General features: G+C 40.7%; 33 protein-coding genes. 1 reads left to right on the top strand and 32 read right to left on the bottom strand.

The annotated features are described in order from the left end of the window. Positions 1 to 43: 43 nt before the first annotated feature. From B5473_RS20675 to B5473_RS11905, 31 genes are all read right to left on the bottom strand, one after another. A complete protein-coding gene (locus B5473_RS20675; RefSeq protein ID WP_176142072.1) occupies positions 44 to 220 on the bottom strand; it encodes a hypothetical protein in 177 nt (58 codons plus the stop codon). Positions 221 to 231: 11 nt separating this feature from the next. Then, the gene (locus B5473_RS12060) at positions 232 to 657 is read right to left on the bottom strand and encodes a hypothetical protein (protein ID WP_176142071.1); all 426 of its coding nucleotides are present in this window, start codon (positions 655 to 657) and stop codon (positions 232 to 234) included. Between the two features lie 16 nt (positions 658 to 673). Further along, the gene (locus B5473_RS12055; protein WP_079525472.1) at positions 674 to 1555 is read right to left on the bottom strand and encodes a major tail protein; all 882 of its coding nucleotides are present in this window, start codon (positions 1553 to 1555) and stop codon (positions 674 to 676) included. Further along, positions 1556 to 1900 carry a hypothetical protein gene (locus tag B5473_RS12050; RefSeq protein ID WP_079525470.1) on the bottom strand — a complete coding sequence of 115 codons (345 nt, stop codon included), beginning with the start codon at positions 1898 to 1900 and terminating at the stop codon, positions 1556 to 1558. Then, entirely contained in the window at positions 1897 to 2331 is a 435-nt protein-coding gene (locus tag B5473_RS12045) for an HK97 gp10 family phage protein (RefSeq protein WP_079525468.1), read from the bottom strand. The genes B5473_RS12050 and B5473_RS12045 overlap by 4 nt, the downstream gene beginning before the upstream one ends. Before the next feature lie 4 nt (positions 2332 to 2335). After that, positions 2336 to 2671: a head-tail adaptor protein gene (locus tag B5473_RS12040; protein WP_079525466.1), complete on the bottom strand. Its 336-nt coding sequence runs from the start codon at positions 2669 to 2671 to the stop codon at positions 2336 to 2338. Beyond that, complete coding sequence (locus B5473_RS12035; protein ID WP_079525464.1) at positions 2668 to 2979, bottom strand: head-tail connector protein; 312 nt, start codon at positions 2977 to 2979, stop codon at positions 2668 to 2670. The genes B5473_RS12040 and B5473_RS12035 overlap by 4 nt, the downstream gene beginning before the upstream one ends. Before the next feature lie 18 nt (positions 2980 to 2997). Further along, positions 2998 to 3219, bottom strand: a complete 222-nt coding sequence (locus B5473_RS12030) for a head fiber protein (RefSeq protein ID WP_079525462.1) — start codon at positions 3217 to 3219, stop codon at positions 2998 to 3000. A 10-nt stretch (positions 3220 to 3229) separates the two neighbouring features. Then, the gene (locus tag B5473_RS12025; protein WP_079525460.1) at positions 3230 to 4423 is read right to left on the bottom strand and encodes a phage major capsid protein; all 1194 of its coding nucleotides are present in this window, start codon (positions 4421 to 4423) and stop codon (positions 3230 to 3232) included. Positions 4424 to 4436: 13 nt separating this feature from the next. Continuing rightward, entirely contained in the window at positions 4437 to 5117 is a 681-nt protein-coding gene (locus tag B5473_RS12020) for a head maturation protease, ClpP-related (RefSeq protein WP_079525458.1), read from the bottom strand. A gap of 3 nt (positions 5118 to 5120) precedes the next feature. After that, a complete protein-coding gene (locus tag B5473_RS12015; RefSeq protein ID WP_217699920.1) occupies positions 5121 to 6344 on the bottom strand; it encodes a phage portal protein in 1224 nt (407 codons plus the stop codon). Positions 6345 to 6371: 27 nt separating this feature from the next. Next, the gene (locus B5473_RS12010; protein ID WP_217699919.1) at positions 6372 to 7964 is read right to left on the bottom strand and encodes a terminase large subunit; all 1593 of its coding nucleotides are present in this window, start codon (positions 7962 to 7964) and stop codon (positions 6372 to 6374) included. Next, positions 7909 to 8391 (bottom strand): phage terminase small subunit P27 family, encoded by a 483-nt coding sequence (locus tag B5473_RS12005; protein ID WP_079525454.1) that lies wholly within the window; start codon positions 8389 to 8391, stop codon positions 7909 to 7911. Before B5473_RS12005 ends, B5473_RS12010 begins: the two co-directional genes overlap by 56 nt. A 73-nt stretch (positions 8392 to 8464) precedes the next feature. Continuing rightward, the gene (locus tag B5473_RS12000; protein WP_079525452.1) at positions 8465 to 8680 is read right to left on the bottom strand and encodes a hypothetical protein; all 216 of its coding nucleotides are present in this window, start codon (positions 8678 to 8680) and stop codon (positions 8465 to 8467) included. Between the two features lie 267 nt (positions 8681 to 8947). Then, a complete protein-coding gene (locus B5473_RS11990) occupies positions 8948 to 9187 on the bottom strand; it encodes a hypothetical protein (protein WP_079525447.1) in 240 nt (79 codons plus the stop codon). Next, positions 9180 to 9932, bottom strand: a complete 753-nt coding sequence (locus B5473_RS11985; RefSeq protein ID WP_079525445.1) for a hypothetical protein — start codon at positions 9930 to 9932, stop codon at positions 9180 to 9182. Before B5473_RS11985 ends, B5473_RS11990 begins: the two co-directional genes overlap by 8 nt. Positions 9933 to 10057: 125 nt before the next feature. Then, positions 10058 to 10372: a DUF6329 domain-containing protein gene (locus B5473_RS11980; protein ID WP_079525443.1), complete on the bottom strand. Its 315-nt coding sequence runs from the start codon at positions 10370 to 10372 to the stop codon at positions 10058 to 10060. A 6-nt stretch (positions 10373 to 10378) separates the two neighbouring features. Further along, on the bottom strand, positions 10379 to 10576 hold the full coding sequence (locus tag B5473_RS11975; RefSeq protein ID WP_079525441.1) for a hypothetical protein: 198 nt from the start codon (positions 10574 to 10576) through the stop codon (positions 10379 to 10381). A gap of 72 nt (positions 10577 to 10648) precedes the next feature. Continuing rightward, positions 10649 to 11893 carry a site-specific DNA-methyltransferase gene (locus B5473_RS11970; protein WP_079525439.1) on the bottom strand — a complete coding sequence of 415 codons (1245 nt, stop codon included), beginning with the start codon at positions 11891 to 11893 and terminating at the stop codon, positions 10649 to 10651. Continuing rightward, positions 11883 to 12320 (bottom strand): helix-turn-helix domain-containing protein, encoded by a 438-nt coding sequence (locus B5473_RS11965; RefSeq protein ID WP_079525437.1) that lies wholly within the window; start codon positions 12318 to 12320, stop codon positions 11883 to 11885. Before B5473_RS11965 ends, B5473_RS11970 begins: the two co-directional genes overlap by 11 nt. A 348-nt stretch (positions 12321 to 12668) precedes the next feature. Then, entirely contained in the window at positions 12669 to 13016 is a 348-nt protein-coding gene (locus B5473_RS11960) for an HNH endonuclease (protein WP_439848477.1), read from the bottom strand. Positions 13017 to 13228: 212 nt separating this feature from the next. Beyond that, complete coding sequence (locus B5473_RS11955) at positions 13229 to 13660, bottom strand: DUF1492 domain-containing protein (RefSeq protein ID WP_079525432.1); 432 nt, start codon at positions 13658 to 13660, stop codon at positions 13229 to 13231. An 18-nt stretch (positions 13661 to 13678) separates the two neighbouring features. After that, positions 13679 to 15061, bottom strand: coding sequence for a DEAD/DEAH box helicase (locus B5473_RS11950; protein WP_079525430.1), 1383 nt, complete (start codon positions 15059 to 15061; stop codon positions 13679 to 13681). Further along, positions 15058 to 15336, bottom strand: coding sequence for a VRR-NUC domain-containing protein (locus tag B5473_RS11945; RefSeq protein WP_079525428.1), 279 nt, complete (start codon positions 15334 to 15336; stop codon positions 15058 to 15060). Before B5473_RS11945 ends, B5473_RS11950 begins: the two co-directional genes overlap by 4 nt. A 252-nt stretch (positions 15337 to 15588) precedes the next feature. Further along, positions 15589 to 17994: a virulence-associated E family protein gene (locus B5473_RS11940; RefSeq protein ID WP_079525426.1), complete on the bottom strand. Its 2406-nt coding sequence runs from the start codon at positions 17992 to 17994 to the stop codon at positions 15589 to 15591. 179 nt (positions 17995 to 18173) lie between these two features. Beyond that, positions 18174 to 19001, bottom strand: coding sequence for a phage antirepressor KilAC domain-containing protein (locus tag B5473_RS11930; RefSeq protein WP_079525422.1), 828 nt, complete (start codon positions 18999 to 19001; stop codon positions 18174 to 18176). Between the two features lie 22 nt (positions 19002 to 19023). After that, complete coding sequence (locus B5473_RS11925; protein ID WP_079525420.1) at positions 19024 to 20973, bottom strand: DNA polymerase; 1950 nt, start codon at positions 20971 to 20973, stop codon at positions 19024 to 19026. Positions 20974 to 20978: 5 nt separating this feature from the next. Further along, positions 20979 to 21527, bottom strand: a complete 549-nt coding sequence (locus B5473_RS11920; protein WP_079525418.1) for a DUF2815 family protein — start codon at positions 21525 to 21527, stop codon at positions 20979 to 20981. Between the two features lie 17 nt (positions 21528 to 21544). Then, the gene (locus tag B5473_RS11915) at positions 21545 to 22696 is read right to left on the bottom strand and encodes a DUF2800 domain-containing protein (RefSeq protein WP_079525416.1); all 1152 of its coding nucleotides are present in this window, start codon (positions 22694 to 22696) and stop codon (positions 21545 to 21547) included. Continuing rightward, positions 22696 to 23028 carry a hypothetical protein gene (locus B5473_RS11910; protein ID WP_254865302.1) on the bottom strand — a complete coding sequence of 111 codons (333 nt, stop codon included), beginning with the start codon at positions 23026 to 23028 and terminating at the stop codon, positions 22696 to 22698. The genes B5473_RS11915 and B5473_RS11910 overlap by 1 nt, the downstream gene beginning before the upstream one ends. 82 nt (positions 23029 to 23110) lie before the next feature. Then, entirely contained in the window at positions 23111 to 23371 is a 261-nt protein-coding gene (locus B5473_RS11905) for a helix-turn-helix domain-containing protein (RefSeq protein ID WP_254865301.1), read from the bottom strand. Positions 23372 to 23458: 87 nt separating this feature from the next. Here B5473_RS11905 and B5473_RS11900 point away from each other — a divergent pair, with 87 nt between their 5' ends. After that, entirely contained in the window at positions 23459 to 24097 is a 639-nt protein-coding gene (locus B5473_RS11900) for a helix-turn-helix domain-containing protein (protein WP_079525412.1), read from the top strand. A gap of 214 nt (positions 24098 to 24311) precedes the next feature. Here B5473_RS11900 and B5473_RS11895 read toward each other — a convergent pair whose 3' ends face one another. Then, on the bottom strand, positions 24312 to 25742 hold the full coding sequence (locus B5473_RS11895; RefSeq protein ID WP_079525409.1) for a Coenzyme F420 hydrogenase/dehydrogenase, beta subunit C-terminal domain: 1431 nt from the start codon (positions 25740 to 25742) through the stop codon (positions 24312 to 24314). Between the last annotated feature and the right edge of the window lie 31 nt (positions 25743 to 25773).

Genomic DNA, 25773 nt, shown 5'->3' with positions numbered 1-25773 from the left:
CCCTCTATTTGTGCATAAAAAAATACACCCGTTTTTGAGTGCATTAAATCCCCACAGGAATCACATCATCAATCGATACTTCCATCAACGGCTTAGCAATTCCGGTAAACTGCTTATGGCATTCCCATAAATCCATTAAATAGCCCATTGGCATCAACCATACTTCTTCTTCAATTCGATTTAACTGAGCGGTGCCATAATAAATAAGTCGGATAAACAACTCTTCATCGCTTACCCGACTTCCACGTTTTTTGTTGGTTCACTCTGTATATGTCGCTTTGTACCTTTCATCATGCTGGCCATGATGGCATTTTTGTACTCTGCTAGTTCAAAAGGAGTTGTCAATAATTCAACTTCATCCTCAGCCAGCAGCTCTTTCTTATCCTGTTTATTTTTCAGATTGTGAATTAAGATCGACTGATTTGCCAACAAAGTAATCAGCCAAACAATCTCATCCAGCGCCAGTTCAAAGTCCTTTGTGTTCATTAACTTAGCACCAAGGTTTTCAAGGCCACCATATCGTTTTGCAATTTCTTTTGTCGCCTTGGTTGTTAAAATCAACTTGTATTCCACATCTCCAATTTCAATCACAGCACTTCTTTCCTCAGCTGCAAAATCAACATCTACAGTTGAAGATTCCACTTTGTCATTCGCCAATGTACCTCATCCTCCTTTACGATACGGTTACTGTAGCCACATTCGTTTTTACATCACTTGCCCCAACAGAGCTTAATACACAGTAGTAATAATAGGATCCTGCAAGTAAATCTGTTGGTATGTCAAAGCTAGCAGAAGTTTCACCATTAATGACCGTACCACCTGTTGTGCTGTCGATTGTATTTTCATACCACTGATAAGTGACTGGGTAGCTTGTATTCGTGCTCGCAACCACTGATAAACTACCAGAAATGCTACCTTCCACTACTTCTGTTAAATCAGCGGGCTGGGTAGTAACCGTAATAGTTGGAGTTACTGGTGTAAAGTCAGGCTCATATACAGAACTAAACCAATTCGTTATAGTCTCCTGGGCCACACCATTGTCCCCTTCTGTTACTTCTGCCTTCCATGGATGTTTATTTTCTCCGTCCAGCTTATTTCGTCTAAAAACGGTACCTTCTATGGTGGGACTACTAAACGTAATCGATTCACCTTTTGTCGTAAGATTGGTTGTAGGTATGCTAAAAATAACCCGATAGAGCCAAAAGTATCGATACTTTCCATTTGCCTTCTTAGCACGAAACCCAACTGCGACAGGGCTCCCTCCATCCTCACTTCTCGACACCACGACATTGTTGCTATCAATTTTACTTCCTGTTAAATCTTGCGCTGCGATGGAACCAATATCATCAATTCCAAGGGTTAATGTACCACTGTTAAATTCCTTTACAATTTCTGATGCTCCATCATCCGCATAAAGAATGGCTTCAATGAGCTCAACACTGAGTTCTGCGGTCATGGCTTTTGCTAGTATTTTGGGAGTTTCGTATGTTTCTATACCATTTTCATCTTCATTAATTTTGGCATAGAATAAACGGTCCAATCCGATCGTTGCCATTTAACTTTCCTCCATTTCATATTCTTTCATAACATCAATGGCGTAATGATGATATTTCGTGTCATCCTCAAACCCGATATATTGCCTGTCCGTAATGGTTATATCCGCTTTTAGCAGGATCTTTGTAAGCTGTTTTTTAATTGGCTGGTAATTCTTTTTCGTAAAAAGCGATAGCCGTGCTTCCTCGATAACAGAGTGGGCTTGATTATCAGCAAAGAAGTCCAACCTGTCTGACATCGGTGTAATGACGATATACTCATTAGGTGGTTTTCCTGAGAAAATACCGGTTTCAATGGGAATGCCTATAGGTTCAAGTAGGCTATTCAAGTCTTTTAATAGACTCATAGTTTTTCAATCTCCCTATCCAGCGCTTTCTCCATCGCATCCGTACAGGCTTTTCTTGTAGCAGACTTTGTAGGTTTTAGCCAAGGTCTAGGAGGTTGGCCAGATTTCCCATACTCCAATACAGCTGCCTTCAAAGCGTTCGAAACCCCTTTGCTGTCCCTGGTTGTAGGAACGCCTACTCTTAAGTTCCAGTCACCTTTTGCATCTTGGACCGCCTTTGTCGTTTCAAGTGATGCTAATAATTCACCAGAAGATTGAGAAGGTACTTTTGTTTCCTGCCCAATTCTGGCAGCTAGATTACTTTTTGCTTTCTGAATAACTGGTTCGGCTCCCTTTTCTAATACTCTCGGAACAATGTCATCAAAGTGACTGTTTAATTTAGCGATTCTTTCTAGAAAGTCATCCGGCATTTTTACTGCTGCTCTTGCCATAACCTCACCCCTTTGAGCCTGTTATTTTTTCAGCTAACACTTCTACATACATGCCTCGCTCTTTGATATCTTCTACACTTAATATGTTGTAACGTTCACCCTTACAGCCAATGACTAAATCCGTGGTTAGCTCGAATCCCCGAGGTCTTCTAAAACGAAAAAGAGAGCTAGCCTCAGAGAAACTAGCTCGGTTTTTCCAAGCTTCACTCCCATGACGATTTTCTTTATAGGCCCTCATGGAAGCTAAAAGTTGTTCCTCCTCGGCGGCAAACCCCTCGTCATCTTTAACAGATACAGTGCTGAAGATTTCAATCAGGACATTCATTTTTCCCAAACTCATATGATCACGTCCTTATTCAATCGAAGGAGCATATTGACCACATTCCAAACCTGTTTACTCGCCTCTACATTGTCAGAAAAAAAGCCACCAGTACTACCATCTCGACTTTCATAAAAGTGAGACGACAGCATGATGACAGCTTGTTCAGTAGTTGGATGCATGGGATTTTCATTGTAAAAGCCATCGGGTTTCTTTTGATAGCTTTCTGCATAGGAAACAGCAGCAGTGATGAATCCAGAAAGCAGAACATCGTCTTCATCATGGTTTAGAATTAGGTTTTGTTTTACCTTTGATAACAATTTATCCATCACTGCTTCCTCCCTTTATTATTCAGCATCCATCAGACCAGCTGCTTTTAGTTTTGCTAACAGAGCGTTAAAATCGGTAACCAGGCTGGCTACATCTGCAGCTGTACTATCAGCTTGATTCACGACTGGCTTTGCTTCTGCGCCATTAAACAACAACTTACCGCCCTCAACAATATCTAGTGAACCGCCAATGACTGTTTTTTCTCCGCCTTGCTCGGTATAGTTCTTAACATTACTCATTCACTATCACCTACGCTTTCTGTTGAAGTACTTTGATTGCTTCAGGAAGAATTAACTTTCCGTCCACCCGTTGTGTTGCCTTAAAACCAACTTGGCCTGTTGCCGCATACAGTTCATTTAATCGCTGGAAAGAACGCCCCTGGCGATCAGCAACCCAGTAGTATCCAAAGTCGCCGAAAGCAATTGTCTTCGCACCAGCTTCAACCGTTGGTACATAGGCTGAGGTTTTTACTGGACGATTTAGGATTGTATCAGGTTGACCTGCTTGGATGGAAGGCTGCCATAGGTACTGACCATTCCCATCTTTCAACTTTCGCATCAATTTAACAGTCGCATCATTCATGACAAAAATGGCCTTTTTGCGATAAGGCGATTTTAAGGAATAGAATAGGTCCATAATCTCATCCACTGAAACAGCGGTTGCTGAAGTTCCAGTCACGCCAAGTTCTGCTCCACCAGTGGCATTAAAAATGCCAGTCGGTTTTCCGGTACCATCTCCAACAAAGAAAGCTTCTTCTTCTTTGGCACCAATCCGTCTGGCAAATTCTTTTGCAATATACGCTTCAAGATTAAACACACTATCATTTAAAAGTTCCTCGGACACCTTAATCATGGTGGCTAATTTATAAGCTCCAATTGAAACTTGTCCAAAGCTATCATCTGATTCAGGAATCAATCCTTCTTCATCTACCCATGAAGCGGTTCCTTTTGAAGCAACCACCGGGATTTTACGATCTCCTGAGGAAGTAGTAATGACCTTGGCTAATGACCGGAAGATATTTTCCTCTTCCAACGATTCAATGAGAGTTCTTTCAAACTCATCTGGAGCAAGATATCCACCCTCAGAATCCGTTCCAACCTTTAGGGCATTCTGTACTTCATAATTACTTTTGTTTCTCATTGATTTCCAGAACGCTTCCCTGTACTCATCTGTAGCTCGCCCTGTTTTTTGACCTTCAGCACCCGTTGGCTTTGAAGTAATCGGCTGAGTAATCGGCTTGGAAAGTTCTATATCGATGGCTTGCTGTCTTTCCAAGCGGTCAATCTCCTTCCCAAGATTTACAACTTCTGCCTCCATCTTTTCATATGTAGAAGTATCCTCGGCAGAAAGGATCCCATCTTCTCCACGTTTTGAATCAAGGAATGCTTTTGTTTGTTCCCATGCTTTTGCTCGCTTTTCACGCAGTTCTAATACTTTACTCATCCAAATCTCCTCCTTAATATTTCAAGAGGTCTAGCCTCTTGTCTAATACGGTGATATCAGTTCCTGTTTTCTTCTGTGGCAGTTTGTGTAAAAAGGAATTCACAACCGCCATTTTGTTATAAATAATCCCTTCATCCGATGAGTCTTGATTACTTTCTTCTTGGAACATAATCGCATCTGCAAAACCAAGCTCCACCGCCTTTTTGGAATTAAACCAACTTTCATCATCCATCATGTGCGAGAGCTTAGTCCTTGAAAGACCTGTCTTCAGTTCGTAAGCATTGATAATGCTTTCTTTGACCTCACTCAGCATCTGAATCGCTTTTTTCATTTCAGCTGTATCTCCAAATGCGATGGTCATTGGATTATGAATCATCATCATGGAGACGGGTGACATGTAAACCTCCCCGCCCGCCATCGCGATGACCGAGGCAGCACTAGCGGCAATTCCGTCAATCTTTACTGTTACGTCCCCTTTGTAATCCATGAGCATGTTGTAAATTTGACTCGCTGCAAAAACATCGCCACCTGGTGAATTGATCCAAACAGTGATATTCCCACCATCATTGTTTAGTTCTGATTTAAACTGCTTCGGAGTTACTTCATCCCCAAACCATGATTCTTCAGCAATGACTCCATCCAGATGAAGTGTCCTACCGTCTTCATTCTTGACCCAATTCCAAAACTTCTTCATGGCTTATCCCTCCTCATACTTTTCTGTCCATGCTCCCGCTTTTGACATATCAACAAAATTCCCGTTCACTAAATATTTCGATCCACCCTGCTCTTCAGGGATTAAGTTCATCTCTTCTAGCTCACGGATGTCATTCGCCGACATTACCCCATTTTGCCGCATGATCTGATAGAATTGAGCTCTTGAACCTGCATCTCCTCGGAGCCGTCCATTCAGATTAAACTTAATAAAGAATTCTTTTTTATCGGTTTCACTTAACAAAGCCTTCTTCATGGACTGTTCAATTCTTGTCACCCAGGGCATGATGGTGTTATCAATGAAACTAATAGACTGGTGTTCTATATTACTGAAAGTTGCTTTATCTAAATTGGCGACAAGGTGCGGCGGGACCCGAAAGATTCTACAAATCTCTTCCGTTTGGAATTTTCTTGTTTCCAAGAACTGTGCTTGTTCTGGCGGAATGCCGATGCTTTGAAATTTCATCCCTTCTTCAAGGACTGCAATCCGATGTGCATTGCTACTACCTTGATAAACCGCATTCCAGCTTTCTCGGATTTTTGAAGGATCCTTTACAACTCCCGGATGCTCTAATACACCACCTGGGTTTGCTCCATTAGCGAAGAACTTTGCTCCATATTCTTCAGTGGCTAGGGCCATTCCAATTGCATTTTTAGCCATTGCAATCGGTGAATAACCAACCAGCCCATCAAAGCCAAGCCCAGGAATATGAAGCACTTCTTCCCTTCGAAGGATGACCGAACCCGTGTCTTTCCGATATTCATAGAAAAGTTCCCCGGTAGAAGTTCTGTCCACTACCATCCTGTCTGGAAGTAGAGGATAGAGCGAAAGTACATTGCCCCTGCCATCTCGAATGATCTGTGCATAGGCATTTCCCCATAATAAAAGATGACTCATCAGTGTTTCCCTAAACACAAACGAAGTCATCTCGGCATTCGGCTCATCGTGGAGCTTGTAATATAAACTGTTTTCTACTGCTTTTTCTTTCCCATTGTCAGTGTACCTGTATAGATGTAGCGGAAGACTTGCGATGGTCTCCGCTAGAATCCGCACACAAGCATAAACGGCAGTAGTCTGCATCGCAGTTCTTTCATTAACTGTTTTTCCACTTGTGGTACCACCAAAGAAAAAGCTGTAAGTACTTCCTAAAAAGTTATTTTTTGGACCATCTCTTGATTGAAATAGTCTAGATAAAAGTGGTATTTTCATTCACAAACCTCCTCAAATGGCTGTGATTTATAAGATTAAAATCCCTCGACCATCATAAACACTTTCTCTATTTTCATTCCTAATCGCTCGGTCCAGTGCCATAATCAAAGCAACAGCACCATCAATACGTTCTGTACTTTTCTCTTTATCGGGCTTTATGTTTCCTGCAGGATCGGTTTTAACAAAGATGTTATCCATCATCCATCTTAAGACTGGATTTCCACCGTGGACGATTCTTTTCTCAAGGGTTATTTTCATCAATTCTTTTGATGCCGGGGACATATCTTTATAACCTTGTCCAAATGGAACAACAGTAAAGCCCATGCCTTCAAGGTTCTGTACCATCTGTACAGCGCCCCATCTGTCAAAGGCAATTTCTTTAATGTTGTACTTCATTCCTAGTTCTTCAATGAAAGCCTCAATGAATCCGTAATGAACAACATTTCCTTCTGTCGTCTTGATATATCCTTGCTGTTCCCAAATGTCATAAGGGACATGGTCACGCCTTACCCTTACTTTCAAGTTTTCATCTGGTATCCAAAAGTAAGGCAGAACAATGAATTTTTCATCATCTGTCCTTGGTGGAAAAACCAACACAAAAGCCGTAATATCAGTTGTGCTTGAAAGGTCCAGACCAGCAAAACATTCTCTTCCACGGAGACTATCAAGATCGACTGAATCATCACAAGCATCCCATTTCTCCATTTGCATCCAGCGGGTGGATTGCTTCACCCATTGATTCAACCGCAGTTGCCTGAAGATGTTTTCTTCCGCTGGATTTTCTTTTGCACTAATAAACGCATTTCTTACTTTCTCTATATCAATGGTATGGTCCAATGATGGATTGGCCTTATACCAGTTCTTTTCATTAGTCCAATCATCGTCGTCTTTGATACCGTAAATAACTGGATAAAAAGTAGGATCAATCTTTCTTCCCTCAATGATGTCTACCGCTTTTTGATGGACTTCATAACAAATAGAATTTCGATCAGTACCTGCAGTCGTGATTAAAAAGAACAGCGGCTGCAGTCGAGCATCCCCAGAACCTTTTGTCATAACATCAAACAACTCTCGGTTTGGCTGAGCATGCAATTCGTCAAAGACAACCGAGTGAACATTCAGACCATGTTTTGTATAAGCTTCAGCCGATAACACCTGATAGAAACTATTCGTAGGTTTATAGACTAGCCGTTTCATTGACATAACAGGCTTAAATCTTTTCCTAAGAGCTGGTGACTGATCCACCATCTCTACTGCAACATCAAAAACAATTGAGGCCTGTTGCCGGTCAGAAGCACATCCATAAACCTCCGCACCCCACTCATTGTCAGCACAAGTCATTAATAAAGCTACGGCAGCAGCAATTTCACTTTTTCCATTTTTCTTGGGTATCTCGATATAAGCGGTATTATATTGGCGGTAGCCATTCTCCTTAACTGTTCCAAATACATCTCGGATGATTTTGTCCTGCCAAGGTAGGAGGTCAAAAGGAACCCCACGCCACTGACCTTTCGTATGTTTTAAGCAGTTGATAAAGTTAACGGCATGCTTTGCCTTTTCCTCGTCATACACCCTTACCACCACCTTGAAAGAGCATAAATTCCATTGGGTCTTCTGCATCGCTTGGTTTATCCGCCACAATTCTAGTACGTGATGAAGGAGTTAATCCAAACTGCTCACAGAACCTATTCATGATTTTTAAATAGCTCTGGGCAATGGAAACCTGCGGCACCTGTTGCCAATATCCTGAAGGGGTTTTGACAATGGTTCCATGCTTGGTGATAAACTCTTCTGCCTCTTTCCACCTTGCATAAGCTTGACAATATCCCGCAAAGGCAGCCATATCCACTTCAGTCAGGATCCCTAATTGCTCTAGTTGTTTGACCATTCTTCGCCACTCTTTCTTGGCTTCTGGTTCCAGCCAAGATGGGCATCTTGGTGCTTTCTTTTCAGGTTTCGGTTCTTTCTGATTCAGGTCACGCTTCCCTGGGTTGCCTTCTAATGCTTTCAGTGCAGTAGGCTTTGGTTTCCTTCCACGTTGAGCCACAGGCGCCACCTCCTTTCAAATTTGGCATAAGAAAAGAGCCTACCTCCTGATAGACTCCGATTGATACATCCCCTTATTTCTTCCATACTTCCATCTTGAATTCTCCTTCAAAAGCCTTCCAACGTACTTCTCCATCTTCAAGTTGTAGGACTAGCATTCCCGGCAAAAGATACATTTCATTTTCTTGATACCCCGCTGCTTCTAGATCCCGCTTTTGCTGAAGTAAAAGTTCCATCCCTTTCACTGCATCAACGTTCCCTTGCAACATCTGAACCATATCTCTGGTCATTCAAACAACCTCCCTGTGTTTTTGTATGTCTATACATCACTCTAAACACAGGGATTATCAAGTTAATTCTCGCCTTTAATGCCCTTATAATTGTAGTTGCCCTTCTTAATCTCATTATGTTCGGCTTCGACCGCCTTACCATAATCAGTCCGCCTGGATTCCTTATCTTTGCAGTTTAAGCAAATGCAATCGGTATTGTACATGGACATAATCCGTCCACTTTTTAAGCTGCCGCCACAGCGATCACAATGTGTTTGTGAGAAAAATTTATCCATCTTGCTTCACCTCAGAACTGTACTTCTTTCTAGTTTCCTGAATGAATATTTCAAGAGCCCTTGCGTTTGGATCCAAATCCTCTTCACTGTTCCAAAACTGGTCCAGATCCTCTAGCAAGTCGAGAATGGTAAGGACTCCTTCTTTAGCATCCGCTTCGCCAAGGACGACCTCTTTTTCAATGATGGTTGCCTTAAGTCCCTGAATCATTGCTTGGTAGATTTGCTCATTCATTCGGTTCACTCACCTTTCTAAAGGCTCCGCTTCCTTCAAGGTTTTGTAGTAGCACCTTTCTAGTTGTTTTGTACTCGGGGCCATTCATTCCGAGTCTTATCAGCCAAGTCCTAAAGGCATATTTCGGATTGTCATCCTGAGCTCGTTTGAAAGTCGCTCGCTTTTGCTTCTTGGCATTTTTGTTGATGAATGCGGTGAGGTCTTGAAAGGCTGCAATTTTCTCTGAATCCAAGTTTTGCGCTGCTAGTTTGATAGTGAATGTTTCTTTTTCAAAATCAAAAGCTACGCCTGGGACCCTCTCAACTCCAAGTTCATCAAGTGCCTTCTTAAACTCCTCAAATGTACTCATTTCTTTTCCACTCAAATCCTCTGGGAAGGTTTCATCCATCAGCTGCTGGGTTGTTTCAAATGCTTTCAAGATTAGGTGCTGTTTGCTATAAAGCATGTTTACTAGATTTCTTAATGTGTTTCCGGTGTGACCCTCAAGCGGGAGCGTTACATCAATCCCATCCAAATCAAGAACCGCTGGCTGTTCCTCACCTGTTTCTTCTTCAGGCTCTGGCGGATTAGTTATTTCTTCAAAGGTTTTTACTTCTCCAGCTGAGTTTGTAATCGTGCCCTGCCTATCGATATTGTAGGTTTCATCCTCAGTTACAATTTCATAGGCAAAGGTTGGAACGTTTAGGTACTTGGGTTTCACTCCTAAGAATTCTCCTAGCTTTTTGACCATTACTTTTCGATCCATCTTTACTACCTCCTGTGTTTTGGTGTAGTACATATATCACTCTAAACACAAGTAATAGCAAGTCATTCCTGATCAAAATGCGTATATTTATAGACCAATAGAAAAAGGCCCAAGAAGGCCCCAGTCTAATCGTTTTCAATTGCTGTGTATCTTGGATAACTATAACCTTCGCTGTTCACTAAAACTTTTTCACCCGTATCTTTATTCACTACTCTAATGCAGCAGGCCTCTCGATTCTGATTCACTCCACCGTCTTCCTCAGTGATCCAAGGCTGATCGTCAAAGAAGTCGTTTGCAAAGTTATGAAAATCCTTATCCTCTAACTCCACTTCTTTGGTTACGATGTATGTTTGACCTCGTTGTCCTTGCTTAATGGCTTCTTCCGTGATTTCCTTCAACTCCGCTAGATTACTAACTTTCCTTCCAAACAATGCTTTCATTCCTCATCACTCCACCTCAACATATTCCATGATGATTTGGAGGGCTTCACCGTAGGAGCTGGATGCCATCACCCGCTCACTGACTTCTTTAACTTGTTCTTCTTTTCCAGCTTCTTTTAGCGCCCTACTCACTCGCCCAAGGATGGAAAAGATATTGCCGTCCTCACCAATAAGTTTGACTGATGGTTTATGGTTTACTTCCATCACTCTGCCTCCAATCTCTTCAAGGTAGTTGCATATTGCCATACATGACTGAGGTATAGCAACTTTGTTCGTCTATAATATTTCGTCAAATACAGGTTTAGGAACATCCTGATATGATAGCTTCTCTCCATCCCTTTCCAGGAAAACATTCGCATCCGTTCCCATGTGTTCGATATACCTTTTGACAATCGCATCTGCGTATTTTTCATCCAATTCGATCGTATAGCAAATCCGATTAGTCTGTTCACAAGCCATGAGAGTAGAACCACTCCCGCCAAAAGGATCCAGGACGATGCAATTGCTCATGCTACTGTTTTGAATCGGATAGGCACACAAGTTAACCGGCTTCATCGTTGGATGAAGAGCATTCTTCGACGGTCTATCGAAGTTCCAGATAGTGCTCTGCTTTCGATCGGCATACCAGTTATGCTTACCATCCTTTAACCAGCCAAATAAAATCGGTTCATGTTTCCATTGGTATGGACTTCTTCCAAGAACCAGACTCTGCTTGGCCCAGATGCAAACACCTGATAAGTAAAAGCCTGCATCCTTGAAAGCCTTTCTAAAGTTGTAACCTTCCGTATCCGCATGGAACACATAGATGGATGCATCCTTTTCCATACTAGCAGCCATATTTTTATAGGCTTTGAGTAAGAAGTTATAAAACTCTTCATCTTTCATGTTATCGTTCTGGATACTGCCTGCTTGTGAAGAGTAATTTACGTTGTACGGTGGGTCCGTTACTACAAGATTTGCCTTCTGACCATTCATAAGAACTTGATAAACCTCTAGATCAGTACTGTCTCCACAAACTAAACGATGCCTACCAAGTAACCACACGTCACCTTTTTGGGTAATAGCTGGTTCAGCTAATTCCTTTTCGACATCAAAATCATCTTCCGTAATATCTTTATCATGTACCTCATTAAAAAGCTGATCGATTTCTGGTGGGTCAAAACCCGTAAATGAAACATCGTAATCCAAGGACTGCAAATCCTGAATAAGGTCTGCTAACAATTCTTTGTTCCATTCACCGCTGATTTTATTTAAAGCAATATTCAGCGCTTTTTCTTTTGTCTTATCAACATCGATAACGACACAATCGATTTCTGTAAAACCTAATGTCTTTAAAACTGTGATTCTTTGATGCCCGCCAATCACTGTCATATCCTGATTGACAATGACAGGCTCTACATAACCAAACTGTTCAATACTATTTTTAATCTTTTCAAATTCACTGTCACCCGGTTTCAATTTCTTCCTGGGGTTATAGCTTGCAGGAATTAAATTATCAATTGGCAGTTTTTTAAACTCCATCTTCTTCCCTCCAAAATCTATATTTGATATAGCAATCATGGCTACAGAACTTCCGTTTCTTGTTCCCGTAGCAACTGTACGTTTTCCCGCATTGTGGACAGGTATAGTTATAAATGGCTTTTTCTCTTTTCTTTCTTGCTTGGGGATTTTCATTCCACCATTTCCGGCGGCATTCATCAGAACAAAACTTCCGAATCCTCCCTCGTCCCTTTTGTTTAAGGAGTTTACCGCAGGAGGAGCAGAGTACATGGTTCTTCATTTGTTCCTTAACATTTAATGCAACAACTTTTGCATCCCCATCTAGACCATTTTGTTTACAAAAGATACGTACAGTATCACGGGATTTTCCCAATACCGCAGCGATTGCTTTATAGCCAACTCCTTTAAGCCGCAAGTTATAAATTTGTTGCCTCTCGGATTCGGTCATCACTCCTACTCCTTTCTGCGTAAACAGTATTTAAAAGGGCAATAAAAAAACGCATTAATCAGCTATTAAGCAAGCTAAAATATGCGTTTCATCCGCTTTTTTTGTTTTTTGGTTAAAACTGTTGAAACCCAGTCCTATCAAGGGCTGGACACCACCTTTATCATTTCCTCAATCGAACCTTTTTGCAAAATCTAAAAGTGCCTAAACCCTTATCGCTATTGGGGTTGGACTCATATTCAAGCCCGCCAGAGTAACCCCCCTTGCTTAATTCCGCGAAAATTCGCGTGAAGGGGGCGCGCGGTCGCCATATAAAAGGTTGTAGAGATTTAATACCCCCTAGGGGGTCGGTTAGAAATTGTAAACTGGATACTGATCTTCTGTTCTTGTCTTTCGATCGTGACACCTCTTACACAAAGGTTGCCAGTTGCTTTCATCCCAGAACAGTTTCTGGTCTCCTCGGTGAGGTTTGATGTGGTCCACCACTGTTGCTTGGGTAAGCTTCCCTTTCTGCTCACAGTGTTTACAAAGAGGATGGGCGTTTAAGAAACGTTTGCTCGCTTTCTTCCAACGGTTATCATACCCACGTTCGCTTGCGTTTGCTCTATCATCTACATGAAGCTTTGCATGGAACTCACAGTACTTGTCGTCCGTTAACAAAGGACAACCGTTGTGTTTGCATGGCTTCTTTGGTTTCATTGGCATTGCTCTCAACTCCGTTTAATCCTATTAAAAAAGCCCCGAAGGTTTGTCCTTCAAGGGCTGTTGTTTCTATTCTATTTCTACAGCTTATACTCTATCACATGGTGAGGGTGGCTTATAATGGCTTTTAATGGCGTGTTTCTAAATCCCAACAAAACACCCTTAAAGGAACGTTATCCTCTAAGGGTGTTGTAGGTATTCTATCTTATTCATATGCATTCAACCGAGTTGTTTTCTAACCGTTCCGTCGCTTCTTTCAACGCTTTCCGATGCAAGCGATAAACCCATCGTACATCATACCCCATGATGGCAGCGACTTCTTCCCATGTACTACCACTAAGATAACGAAGCTCAAGAAGCAATCGGTAGGAGGGATTCTGTATTTCAGAAACGAGGGTAGCCAACTCACGTTTTAAATCAATCAATTGATCAATGTCGTCATTGATTTCCTCCTCAAGGCTCATTAACTTAACGAGGGCACTCTCCATCGGTGATTGCTGTTTCGTACTTTGGACTTTATCATCCTGAAGGACGGACGTTGTTTTTAAAGCAAGGTCTCGTAACATCGAAACTTGTACAAGTTTACTGTTTATTCTTTGATCAAGCAGAAGAGCCTGGGATAAATATTCTTTTGCGTTCACCGGCAATTCCTCCCGTCTTTACAATCCATGTGGCATACCCTCTTTGTATTCGTTCATTCTTGCCTTGACTGCTTCAATCAGTGCAGCTTGGCTCACATCTTTATCTTCTAATGCTTTCATCACTCGTTCATCAATCGTGTCTTTTGCAATGATGTGATGAATCACGACCGTTTGTTTCTGACCTTGTCGCCAAAGTCTAGCGTTTGCTTGCTGGTAAAGTTCTAAGCTCCAAGTTAAGCCAAACCAAATGATAATATTTCCACCTGTTTGAAGGTTCAGCCCATGACCAGCTGATGCTGGGTGGGCTAGAAGAACCTGAACCTTTCCTTGATTCCAGTCCTTAATGTCTTGGTCTGTTTGAATGAGCCTCGGCTTTAGTTTCTTTAAATGATGTAAAAGCCTGTCCTTATCGTGTTGGTACCCATAAAACACAAGTACTGGTTTTCCACTTGCAGCTTCTATCAATTCATCCAATGCTTTTAGCTTTTCATCATGAACATGCTTTACTTCTCCATCTTCATCGTACACAGCACCGTTAGCTACTTGTAATAACTTATTCGCCAGTACTGCTGCGGATCCAGCTAAGACATCGGCTTCTTCAATCGATAAAATCAATTCTTTTTCTAATCGATCATATTGATCTTTCACCTTTTTCGGTAATTCCACTGGTATCACATTGTCGATTCTTTCAGGTAATTCAAGGTAATCTTTGGCCTTCATACTCACGCAGATATCGGAGAGCTTTTCATAAATGGCATCTTCCGCTCCATCTTTTAACTTCCATGTGTAGACGATCATTTGATTTCGTTTATCCGGAAGAAAATACTTCTCTCGGTAACCAGTGACTGTTTTGCCTAATCGCTCTCCACCGTCGAGTAAATAAATCTGTGGCCACAAATCAATCAAACCGTTTGGTGCTGGGGTTCCTGTTAGTCCAACCAATCTTTTAATAAAAGGCCTCACCTTTTTTAAGGATTTAAATCGCTGAGCCTTTGATGATTTAAAGCTGGATAACTCATCAATCACAACCATGTCAAATGGCCAATCGGCATCAAACCAATCCACGAGCCAAGTGACATTTTCTCTATTGATGATGTAGACATCTGCTTTTTTATATAAAGCGGCTACCCTTTGCTTTTCACTACCAAGCACTTTTGAAATTCGAAGCTCTTTTAGATGATCCCACTTTTCCACTTCTTCTTCCCAAGTCGTACTTGCTACTCGAAGCGGTGCAATAACGAGAACCTTAGCAACATCGAAGTAGTCATACATCAATTCCAAAATGGCGGTTAATGTCGCTATCGATTTCCCCATTCCCATTTCAAGAAAAAGAGCTGATTTCTTTCTATCGATAATCCACTGGGTGGCGTAAGCCTGGTAATGATATGGTTTATATTTCAAAGGATCATCTCCTCTAGCATTCGATCAACCGCTTCATAGCTATCAATCTTAAAAACTTTAAAGCCTAGAGCTTCTAGTTGCTTTTTCCTTTTTCGTTGCAAGGCCCGTAGCTTCTTAGCCGGTGCCTTTAATTCCACAAAGGCAACCTTCGAACCATGAAAGAGCACCAACCGGTCCGGCACCCCAGCAAAACCGGGCGACACAAGTTTTAATGCCAACCCACCATTTTCGTTTACTTTCTTTCTTAACCTTTTCTCAACACTCACTTCATTCATCTATCGGTCACCCCTAAAATAAATGTTTACAGTCAAAACTCAGTATTCATAAGGATTTCAACCTTCTCGTAAACAAGTAAACAAAAAAATAGTTAATCTATACATATAAGGCTATTAGGGTGTATAAGGTATATATGTTATTCTCTATTTCTTCTTATATAGATATAGTTGTTTATCATGTTTACAAAGTATATAGATAGAGGATATAAGGAGTTGGTTGTAAACAATAAAATGATTTCAAAGTTTACGTGTTTACAATTCTTCTCTTCGAAATCCCCGTTGTGTCCCATAACTATTGTCAAAACGAATCGTACTAACCCTTTTCCAGCCAGGTGTATGTTGGATGATCATATTAATTTCTTTGGCATCATATCTGGTCATGATGGATACATCCTTTTGGAAAAGTTCTTCCCAAACCATTTGAGCACACACCTTAGTTAGCTTCATTTTCTTACCTTGTTCATCACCCTGCTGGTCCATATGCAAATAAGCTCTTCTTGAACCAATATCTAGTTCATACCAGTTCGTTGGCACCATTGTTTCTAGATAAGTTCGAATGCTTTCTGCAATCGGATTTTCCTGAGTATGTGCAGCCTGAAGTTCATAGGCCTTTTCTTCAATTTCTTTACTTAAAGCTAAGGTCTCTCCCTTTTCATACAGAACCTTTGCCTCCGCCCAAATCTGATCGACTTCCTCTTCCGTTAAATCATCCCACATGTTTTTCCGACCACCACCATTAACCGTTATGGGTAAAAAGCGACGGTTTCCTGTTGGATCATTCAAAAAATCATAATCATTGGTTGTCCCAAAAAACACGCACTGCCGTTTAAACGTTTCATTATGTCTACCATAAGCAACTCGAAAGGTATCCTCGGACTTGGAAATAAAATGCTTTACTGCTTCCGTGTCTGCTTTCTTTGTTGCAGTCAGCTCAGCCATTTCTAAAATCCATGCACCCTGAAGCTGTTCATAGGCTTCTTTGCCCTTTACAGTAATCAAGGAATCCGAGTGCCATTCCTTACCTATAAGCTTAATAATGTAACTCTTCCCCACACCTTGAGGGCCAACAATGACAACACAGTAATCAAACTTGGCACCCGGTCTATAAATCCTTGTAACTGCTGCAAGCATAATTTTTCGAGTAAATGTTCTGACGCATTCATTATCCTCGGCACCAAGATAATCAACCAATAAGGATTCAATCCGCTCCTGGCCATCCCAAACAAGGTCGTTTAAATAATCTTTTATCGGATGAAAGGCATACTTCACCGCCACTTCACTCCAAGCGTCAGCAATAACCCCCGCTCCTTTAATGCCATAGATTGAGTAAAGGTAATTTCTTAAACTAGCATCATCCGTATCGGACCAATATTCGCCACGGTCGACACTCCTCCATGGCAATTCATCTTTAATGACCACCCGATGGACAAAGTCGTTCATTGCGATTCGATTTCTTAGGGATGGATCATGCTCAAGAATAAGGATGACATTTGGTGCACTGGAAACAATATTTCCTTTTTGATCCCTAGTTAGTTCTGTAAGCCACTCCATCTCTTCGTCTTCAAAATCATCCGCAACAAGACTCAACTGTTCTTTACCTAAAGTGAGTTTGACCTGCTTGTCCTTTAGTGCTTCTTCCACCATGGCCTTATAGGAAGGCAACCGATTGATCGGTGTTCCCTCTTTTACTGACTCATCAAGGTCTCCAAATAAATGAAAACGAACCAAATCAAATGCATTACAAAGCCGTCCACCAATAGGGTCAGTAGAATGGTGAGAGTAGGCAAAGTCGCCATCTTCGTAAATCACCAACCCGCCTGCTGCGGAACCAGCTGAATAAGTGTAACGATTTGGATCCTCGCAAGGGATATAAATATCATTTAAGTATTTCTCAATCACATCTATGACAGAGTACGTTCGGCAAAAAGCACCGACGACCCCTTCTTTAGCTTTCGGATCTCCTTGCTTATCTGCTAACTTTTTTCTTTCAGAAACCGTTCTAGAACTTTCTGGCCAATAGGAGGAATCTCGCCAATCTGGATATCTCGCCAAAACAGCATCGGGATCGATCCATGGCTCGTCCAACACTTTAAAGACAAATTCCCCATCCGATGATGTCGATGGCCAATACATCAGCCGGTGTACTTGATAGGTGGTATCATCGAAAAAGTCAATTCCAAGGTCAGCTGCAATCCTTCTTGCTATTGGTACATATTCATCGGCGGTAACCGGCCTTGATAAAGGAATGACCAGCCTTAACCTTGGATTCTTCAGATGGTGTTTATGAGTAGAGTACATGGCGCATCCGTAACCAAACATGGTCTCAACAGATGCCCATAAGTCCCCTTTCACGAAGTCAGCATCGAGGGAAACAATCTGCCGCCAAACCACACTGTCCTGTTTTCTTCGTCCACCTTTTAAGGTGCCACCGACAAATCCACCAACATCTTTAATCTCATCTTGTTTTGTTTTGGAAAGCTTTTTATATTCCTCATACGTTTCGTGGGTTCGAATCGTGCTACTTAGCTTCTGAACAACCTCAGACCAGAGCATTTCACGATTTTTCCAGTTCAGTTCTTTTCTATTTCTTCCGGTTGCAATCGTAAGATTTGCATCATGTCTTAAACTATTGTTCCTTCTTTCACTGAACTCTTTCACATCTACCAGCCCTCCTACGTAACACAGTACCTAGGCCTTTTTTGGCTCCTTCCAAATCACCGGAAAGAGCCTGACCTTTCAATGTTTTCATTACCTGTTTCGGTATTACACTTTTGAACTGCCTTAATTTCACTATGAATTCCACTGTGTCTATATTGGCCATGTTAGACACTTCCCAACTATGCCGATTTAGTAGAGCGCTCAATCAACGGTACTAATCCTTTTTCTCTCTTAAGTAGCTCGTAAAGAAATAATCGACCCTTTTGCGTCCAATACGTATGCATCACACTTCTATCTGCATCAATGGCATGGGTTTTTGATTGGGTATAGCCCATTTCCGCATATTTTTGATAGAGAAGCCACGTTTTTCCCATTTTGTTTTTGTATTGCACACCTAGCTCATGTAGGGTGGCGTTCAGTTTTCTTGCGGATAATCCGTAATCCTTCGCAATAAGGCTAATCGGTACAACAGATTTATTTTGAAGAACCAAATCATAATAGGAAGCTTTCGGTTTCAGCTCTCCGATAATCTGTTTGTTTTGGGCATTTTCCAGTTCAAGTATTTTTGCTTTTTCTTTTGCCTCTTTATACTCAGTAAAGAGCTTAATCCCCAATTCAGGATTTTTAAGAATGTCATTCAGAAGTGACTCTGAAGCATACAACCCATGTTTTCTGATATCCGGTAGCACTTCATCGAAAATCCAATGTTCGAATTGCTCCGCTTTTTTCTTTACTTCTTTATTTTTCCCTTGGGATGCAGCCCCGATGATTAAACGGTAAACATCACCTTCAGGAATAAAATTCTTTTCGATTGTTTTCCCTTCACTCTGTGGATGAGGTACCTCTCTTTTTGTTAGGTACCGGCAGTTTTTGATGATGGCCTGATGAGGATTACTATAGGAGAGCATTTTTGCCACATCTGTTGCAGGAAAGTATTCTTTTCCATCAATCACCATTACTTCTAACTGACCAAACTCTGAAGATCTGAACACTCGTAAACTATTCATCTTTATTTTCCTCCTATTCGATTTAATCTTTTTTGTAATAATAGGTTTCAAAGCTATCTGCTCCCAAGGGGAGTCCTGGAGCCCAATCAATCGATTGACCCATTATGATTTCTACTTCTTCCATTGACCCCTTTCCGACAGGAACATCAAGGATAACTTCATCATGAACATGAAAGTTAATTCGGTATCCCGCTTCATCCAACCGCAGCATAGAGACAGCTAGACAATCCCTAGCAACGGCTTGAATAATATTCTCCGTTAACTTCCCACCGTAAGTAGGAATCCTGCCCCACTGCTTGGAGCCTTGCTCCGTTCCTTCATACGTGAGTTGTTCTTTTCCAAAACGCTCATCTATCCCGATTCTTGGCCTAACATAAGCAAGTGAACGACCAGATGGCAGTGTAATAAATAGAATGCCTTTGGTGTAATGAAAGGTAAGTCCATACTGCATTTTCACCACCGCTTTTTCTTTTACTGCTTTGATAGCTGCCGCTTCGATTCCCCACCAAAGTTTCACGATATTCGGATTAGCCTCTCGCCAAGCGGAAACTAACTCCGGAAGTTCATCCTCGGTTAGGCCCATTTCTAAAGCTCCCATTTGCATCAACGCACCTTTAGAGCCACCGTAGCCAAGAGCCAATTCAGCAATTTTTCCTTTCTGCCTTAGCGGACTACCCTTATCAATCGTTTCAATTGGTACCTTGAACATTTGTGCAGCAGAAGCTTCATAAATCTTCCCATGTGATTGAAACACATCCATTCGCCAACGCTCTCCCCCAAGCCAAGCAATTACTCTTGCTTCAATCGCCGAGAAGTCAGCTACAATAAAACGGTTGCCCTGTGAAGGAATAAACGCCGTTCGAATTAATTGAGATAATACGTCCGATACACTACTAAAAAGAAGTTCCAAAGCTTCATAGTTCCCTGACTTCAAAAGACCTTTTGCAATCTGTAAATCTTTCAAACTGTTTCTTGGCAGGTTTTGAATTTGAACAAGTCTACCCGCCCAGCGGCCTGTACGGTTTGCCCCGTAGAATTGCAACAAACCCCTAATTCTTTGGTCAGGACAGATAGACCGATCCATTGCTTCATACTTTTTCACTGATGTTTTTGACATTGCCTGTCTTAATTCCAACAGCCGTTTCACTTCAAGATTTTCCACTTCACCCATTAGTGTTTCAACATTTTTCTTGGTAAGGCTGCTTACTTCAATCCCTTGCTTTAATAACCAACCTTTTAACTGTGTTGGACTATTTGGATTCTCTAGCCCTGTTAAGCACACTGCTTCTTTAAAGAGATCATTCTGAAAAGATTCATCTGCCTGAATGGCATTTATGACTAGACTCTTGTCGATGAGAACACCTACATCGTTTATTTTCTGATCTAACTCCCAAAGCTGCTGTTCCACTTTAGGTATGGAAAATACCTCTAACTTCTTCCGGATTTGCCTTTCTACCTCAACGTCCTGTTTGCAGTAATCCTTAAAAGTACCCCACTTTTCCAAGTCATGTTCTGGAAGATTGCGAGTTCTTCCCCCATTCACTTTTGTAGGTTTACAAGGAACAGAAAAGTATCGAATTAAGGCTTTCCCTTCCTTCATTTTCTGTTCCTTCAACTTGAGGCATTTCGCCACTCCATCGAGATATCCAGGTAAGCCAAGCATTAATGCATGAACCGATGAACACCGCCATTGGTCCGGCGGCATAGGCTGGTGAAAGTGCTTAGCCAAACATGTTCGTTCAAAATTGGCATTGTAAGCTGTCTTTATCACTGCTGGATCCAGTATTGCACTTACAATGTCATCTGGTATCTTCTCGCCAGAAGCTAAATCGACAATTTCCACATCATCATCATCAACAGCAAAAGCAAAGAGGAGAATTTCAAAATCAGCTGATTCACAGTAGGCGTAGACCCCAGATTTAATGAGGTCTACACTACTGTAAGTTTCTATATCAATGGATAATAGATTCATGGACTTCAACCTAAAAGATCGTCATCATCATCGTCACTATCATCAGCAAAATCAGCTTCAGCACTGCTTCTGCCACCTAGCGGATCTCCATCACCCGTCTTCATAATGTTTTGAAGCCCTGCTGCGATTCCCTTATTTCCATTTACGTTGTATGCGTAAAAGGTCAAACTGACTCTCCCATAACACCCTGAGTAAAACTCGCCTTGATCCATGATTGGATTTAAGTCTGCATCCACAATGCCTGGTTTAATCTTGCTGTTTGCATTAATGAAATAGGAATCCGCATAAGCCTCGTCATCTTCACGGTCCACATCTCCATCCCGCAATGGGCTTTTCAAATTCGACGGCGCTTTTCCACCAAACTTATCCTTATTTTCTTGTTTTGCTTTTTGAATGGCATCATTGACTTTCTTAATGGCCTTTTTGTCCGTTTTCGGGATAATAATACTCACAGAATACTTTGGATCACTACCATTCACACTTACCGCTTGGTGCACATTTGCATAACTGAAACGTACTGGATTTTCCTTTGTTCCAATCGTAATTTTTACCATAATTTATTTCCTCCTCATTATTGAAAGTCTACTTCTGGTGAAGCCTTTATTTCTGGTCGCTTGTCCTCTTCTGGCACGAGCTTTACCTTACCCGGCGCCCTGGTAACCAATGAGCCTAGCAACTCTTCAAAGGCTTTTTTGCCGAGTTCTTTTTCAAGTGTTGTAATCGTATTCAGGGTTTTCCTGTAGATCACATCACTGTCATACCCTGCAGCTGTGAGTGCTTCAACTATTGTATTTTCATCTGTATATTTGCGGCTGCCTCTACCTTCCACAAGTTTCATACCTGGCCACTGCTTGTTTTCATCCATGGCCTTAGCTAAAGCAAATTCCTGAACATCTTTTGCCCAACTGATCAAATCATCAATTGAAGCGAGCACTTCCACCACTTCTTCATCTGCCAGTAGCGGTGGTTGCTGAAAATCCAAAGTTGCTAGTTTCATATTTTCTTCCGCTCTCGCTCTGCAAGTCGCTTTCACCTTGCACCATCTACAGTGGGATCCGGCAACAAAGCTCCCCAATCCAGCAAATGCTAATTCAGCTCTTGTTTTAACCTCAGTTTCTGCCCAAGTAAGAAGATCATCGACCGACATCTCAAAAGAAGAAATGCTATCCAGCCTTGGCTGGCTAATAGTCATTTGAATTGTTTCAAGGTCATATAAGAAACCAAACTGATTGATAGCTCCAAGTGCGTAAAGCTTCATTTGTGTATTCTCATACGCACTAACAGCAATTCCTTTTCCATATTTAAGATCGATAATTTCTAACGTCTTCTCACTTATAATCGTCGTATCAGATGTACCAAAACCTTCTGGAACCCACGGACTGTAATCCAATCGTTGCTCGAGCATAATCACTGCATCCTTTGTGACTGCTTTTGCTTCATTAAACCGCTCGATGCAAAAATCCTTGTGTAAGTCAGTTGCCTTGTCCATTTCTTCCGTATAAAGTGGATCCGAGCGAATCTGTTTTAATTTCTTTGTGTACTTTTGCTTTGAAATGAGCCCTACTTCCTTAGCAATCTTAAGTTCTGCTAGCTCGTGGGCAAGAGTTCCTTCCTCGGCATAGACTGAAGTTTCCTCTTCCATAGACTCCTCCAATCTCGAAGACTTGGTACAAACCATCCATCTATGTGCACCAGATGCGGAAAGTAATGCGTGCTGTGCCATTACAATTCCTCCGCCTTCTTAAGTAATTCGGCATATTTTCCAGCAGGAATATCACTAAGTTTTTTCGCACCAAATACCGTGATAAGGGCCTTCACTTGGGCTTGTTTGCCATCTTGTGATAATGCGGCGAGTTTTGCCCTTACCTTTTCAAGAGTGGTAACGTTTTGGGTTGCCTTAGGCTTGGTGTTTTCCTTTTCATCTTGTTTGACAGGTGCTACTTCCTTCACAGAATTAATTTCTGTTGGTAGACTTGTATTGCTTAATACATTTGCCAAGTTGTTGATGGCTGATACAATATTATCTAAGCCCTTAACATCGATTTCAATTTTCATTACCGTAACCACCTTTTGTTTTTATTGACTATATTCAACAGGTAACATTCAATTGACTATAAACTGTTACATTCGGTAACACTCAATCCAAAAAAAATAACTTATCCAGTGATTCCTCAGGCAAAGCTTTGCGAATTGCACCGATCGCTTTTGCTCCTGCACCTCTTTTTTTACTTAGTATGCGTGAAACTGTTGCAGGAGATAAGCCAGTTTTTAAAGCAAATTGCCGCTCAGACCACTGTTTTTGCTTCAAAATCGCTTGAAGATACTCAACATTAAGTCGCATGGTTGTTTCACCTCTTTTTGATTTACATTTGGTAACATAGGCCAATTCTAACACCATCTTTTACCACACGTCAATCGATATTGCTAATAAGTGTTGCCATTTGGTAGCATTTTATGTATAATGAATTTGAAATGGAGGGTTATTATGAGCTTTGGTGAGTATTTAAAACAATTAAGAAAAGACAAGTCAATTTCCCAAAGAGAGCTTGCTGAAAAGTCAGGAGTAAGTAATGCGGAAATTAGCAGAATTGAAACTGGCGGAAGGCAAAAAATCTCACCCGACGTATTAAGAGCCATTGCTCCGATCCTAGAAGTTCCTTATGAAGAACTTATGGATAAAGCGGGATATATTAGTACAAACGCAAGTTTTATGATTGAACATAAAGAGGCGGAAGAAAGATTTATTGAAATTGTTACACCTAAGTTAATTATGGACGGTTGGGGTGTTGAGTACACTAGAAGAGGTCGTTCCATCGGAGACATTGTAGCTAAAAAAAGTAAAGAAGAGTGGCATATTGATTATAGATACTTTCGGACACGAGAAGATAATGACAAACATTTTAGAGATGATATGCGTGCAAGAGATATTTTATGGAGAACATATGGTAGACTAGCTATATACGATAAAGATGATATTACTAAATATACAATAGCAGTAAGCAATGAAAAAATATATGAAATTATACTCAAGTATCCTCCAAGATTGTTACGGTTAAAAGTAACTGCCATGTTTATTAATTTAGAAGAGGGTAAGATAATTGATGAACAGTTTCTGAATGGATAAAAAATAAACCCGCCAAGCCCTTTTTAGGCCCAGCGGGTAAATTGCGTTATATTTTTTTAATTTTCTTTCAAAGCGCTGCGCTTCCCAGCACATGTCGATAATATCACTTTAGCTGTCCAGCCACACTCTCTCTTAGTTATTGATGCTCTATCATAGTTTAATGATAATAAATAACATTCACTGATAGTAGATAAACACTTTGTTCTAGAAATTTTTAATTTATTGTAGATTTTCTAGAAATTTTATTAGATATCTTCATTATAATCTTTTTAGGTCCTAGTTCAAAAATAGATTTAACATGATAAAGTCTATTATATCTCTTAACATACTTTTCCATATGATTAATAAAGTAATTCAAATCTCCTAATTCTACTGCTTTCTTAAAACTTAAATGACTTTCTTTTGAAATCTGCATACGCTTATCTTGAATACGTTTCCTAATAAAGGGTATATCGTTAGAAGCCGAAATTCTTTTTTGGGGACGCCACTGTCCTAGTTGGTCCTTTTTATACAATCTATAACCAAGTTCTTCCCTTGTGTGTTGAAAGTGACTAGCTTGTGACTTTACAATAGTTTCTACACTTATTTTATCTAATTTTACTTTTTTATTTTTAATACCTTCTTCAAGAATACTTGCTATTACTTCATTACGAACAAGAATTACATTATTACCTTTACTATCCGAAGAATATTCAGGTAACCAGGCATCCCCAAGTGTTACATCAGCTGTTTCGTTCATAACATCATCAGTGAAATCCGAAGCTTTGCTCTTGAAAAACCCTTGCCCCCAATTATGACCTAGAAGTTCACTCATACTTTTGGTAATTGTAACCTCTTTACCATTTATAACACCAGTCATTTCTACACCATATCGATTCGCAGGAGAATTTGGTATTTTTTTTCTAAAATTAATTGACCTTAATGCTCCGGGCTCTATTCCCACTTGCCAGGCTAAACAATCAGCAAATTTAGCACTTTTTTGATGTCCACAAATTAGACCTATTGTATATTTTATCCTATCGTTCACTATGGGATCCTGTAGGGCCAATAGTCTGATAGCCATTATGAAACTTGGTATTCCTATTATTGCGTATCTACCAGGTATCTCTTTAATTTTATTAATTACTTGTGAAAATTCTACAGGATAATATCTTGTCTTTGCACCAGCTTTTATTTCTTCGACCGATCTAGAAATATCATATTTAAAAAGTATTGGATTTTCCTTATCGTTATTTTCCTTTACATGTATCACACCATCGATCAGGTTTCTATCAAATAATTCCTTGAAAATCCAAGTACCGAATCCTCCGGAACTTGCATTTTTACGATAATCACCTTCTACAACATGGCCAGCATAGAGTTCCTTATAATAACCAATTCTTTTATCATATTCAATACCCGGAACTTTTGCATATAAAGTTTTACTTATTTCATCCTCATTTGGACTAGTATCTGAATTAGGACAGACCATTTGTAACGGTAATTCCTCACTGTCGTCTGTTAATGCGTGTTTGAAATTGGGCTTGTATTCTCCGTATTCATTCAATTCCATTTTTATTTTTTTATTTAAAACAGCACAAGCTCCTGTACCATAGGAGTAATCATTCTTAATTACCGTATTATATAATTCCTCAATGTCCTTCATTTTATAAACTACACCTACTTTATTAAATGAC

This window comes from Solibacillus isronensis, assembly GCF_900168685.1.
Lineage (GTDB): Bacteria > Bacillota > Bacilli > Bacillales_A > Planococcaceae > Solibacillus > Solibacillus isronensis_A.
Note: the sequence above shows the minus strand (reverse complement) of the source record. Positions and strands in the feature narration are given on the sequence as shown.

Bases quoted from the DNA above. Each gene is read 5' to 3' on its own strand.
- B5473_RS12055 (WP_079525472.1), bottom strand. From the start codon at position 1,555: ATGGCAACGATCGGATTGGACCGTTTATTCTATGCCAAAATTAATGAA.
- B5473_RS12050 (WP_079525470.1), bottom strand. From the start codon at position 1,900: ATGAGTCTATTAAAAGACTTGAATAGCCTACTTGAACCTATAGGCATT.
- B5473_RS12045 (WP_079525468.1), bottom strand. From the start codon at position 2,331: ATGGCAAGAGCAGCAGTAAAAATGCCGGATGACTTTCTAGAAAGAATC.
- B5473_RS12040 (WP_079525466.1), bottom strand. From the start codon at position 2,671: ATGAGTTTGGGAAAAATGAATGTCCTGATTGAAATCTTCAGCACTGTA.
- B5473_RS12035 (WP_079525464.1), bottom strand. From the start codon at position 2,979: ATGGATAAATTGTTATCAAAGGTAAAACAAAACCTAATTCTAAACCAT.
- B5473_RS12030 (WP_079525462.1), bottom strand. From the start codon at position 3,219: ATGAGTAATGTTAAGAACTATACCGAGCAAGGCGGAGAAAAAACAGTC.
- B5473_RS12025 (WP_079525460.1), bottom strand. From the start codon at position 4,423: ATGAGTAAAGTATTAGAACTGCGTGAAAAGCGAGCAAAAGCATGGGAA.
- B5473_RS12020 (WP_079525458.1), bottom strand. From the start codon at position 5,117: ATGAAGAAGTTTTGGAATTGGGTCAAGAATGAAGACGGTAGGACACTT.
- B5473_RS12015 (WP_217699920.1), bottom strand. From the start codon at position 6,344: ATGAAAATACCACTTTTATCTAGACTATTTCAATCAAGAGATGGTCCA.
- B5473_RS12010 (WP_217699919.1), bottom strand. From the start codon at position 7,964: ATGCAGAAGACCCAATGGAATTTATGCTCTTTCAAGGTGGTGGTAAGG.
- B5473_RS12000 (WP_079525452.1), bottom strand. From the start codon at position 8,680: ATGACCAGAGATATGGTTCAGATGTTGCAAGGGAACGTTGATGCAGTG.
- B5473_RS11990 (WP_079525447.1), bottom strand. From the start codon at position 9,187: ATGAATGAGCAAATCTACCAAGCAATGATTCAGGGACTTAAGGCAACC.
- B5473_RS11985 (WP_079525445.1), bottom strand. From the start codon at position 9,932: ATGGATCGAAAAGTAATGGTCAAAAAGCTAGGAGAATTCTTAGGAGTG.
- B5473_RS11980 (WP_079525443.1), bottom strand. From the start codon at position 10,372: ATGAAAGCATTGTTTGGAAGGAAAGTTAGTAATCTAGCGGAGTTGAAG.
- B5473_RS11975 (WP_079525441.1), bottom strand. From the start codon at position 10,576: ATGGAAGTAAACCATAAACCATCAGTCAAACTTATTGGTGAGGACGGC.
- B5473_RS11970 (WP_079525439.1), bottom strand. From the start codon at position 11,893: ATGGAGTTTAAAAAACTGCCAATTGATAATTTAATTCCTGCAAGCTAT.
- B5473_RS11965 (WP_079525437.1), bottom strand. From the start codon at position 12,320: ATGACCGAATCCGAGAGGCAACAAATTTATAACTTGCGGCTTAAAGGA.
- B5473_RS11960 (WP_439848477.1), bottom strand. From the start codon at position 13,016: ATGAAACCAAAGAAGCCATGCAAACACAACGGTTGTCCTTTGTTAACG.
- B5473_RS11945 (WP_079525428.1), bottom strand. From the start codon at position 15,336: ATGAATGAAGTGAGTGTTGAGAAAAGGTTAAGAAAGAAAGTAAACGAA.
- B5473_RS11930 (WP_079525422.1), bottom strand. From the start codon at position 19,001: ATGAATAGTTTACGAGTGTTCAGATCTTCAGAGTTTGGTCAGTTAGAA.
- B5473_RS11925 (WP_079525420.1), bottom strand. From the start codon at position 20,973: ATGAATCTATTATCCATTGATATAGAAACTTACAGTAGTGTAGACCTC.
- B5473_RS11920 (WP_079525418.1), bottom strand. From the start codon at position 21,527: ATGGTAAAAATTACGATTGGAACAAAGGAAAATCCAGTACGTTTCAGT.
- B5473_RS11915 (WP_079525416.1), bottom strand. From the start codon at position 22,696: ATGGCACAGCACGCATTACTTTCCGCATCTGGTGCACATAGATGGATG.
- B5473_RS11910 (WP_254865302.1), bottom strand. From the start codon at position 23,028: ATGAAAATTGAAATCGATGTTAAGGGCTTAGATAATATTGTATCAGCC.
- B5473_RS11905 (WP_254865301.1), bottom strand. From the start codon at position 23,371: ATGGTGTTAGAATTGGCCTATGTTACCAAATGTAAATCAAAAAGAGGT.
- B5473_RS11900 (WP_079525412.1), top strand. From the start codon at position 23,459: ATGAGCTTTGGTGAGTATTTAAAACAATTAAGAAAAGACAAGTCAATT.
- B5473_RS11895 (WP_079525409.1), bottom strand. From the start codon at position 25,742: ATGAAGGACATTGAGGAATTATATAATACGGTAATTAAGAATGATTAC.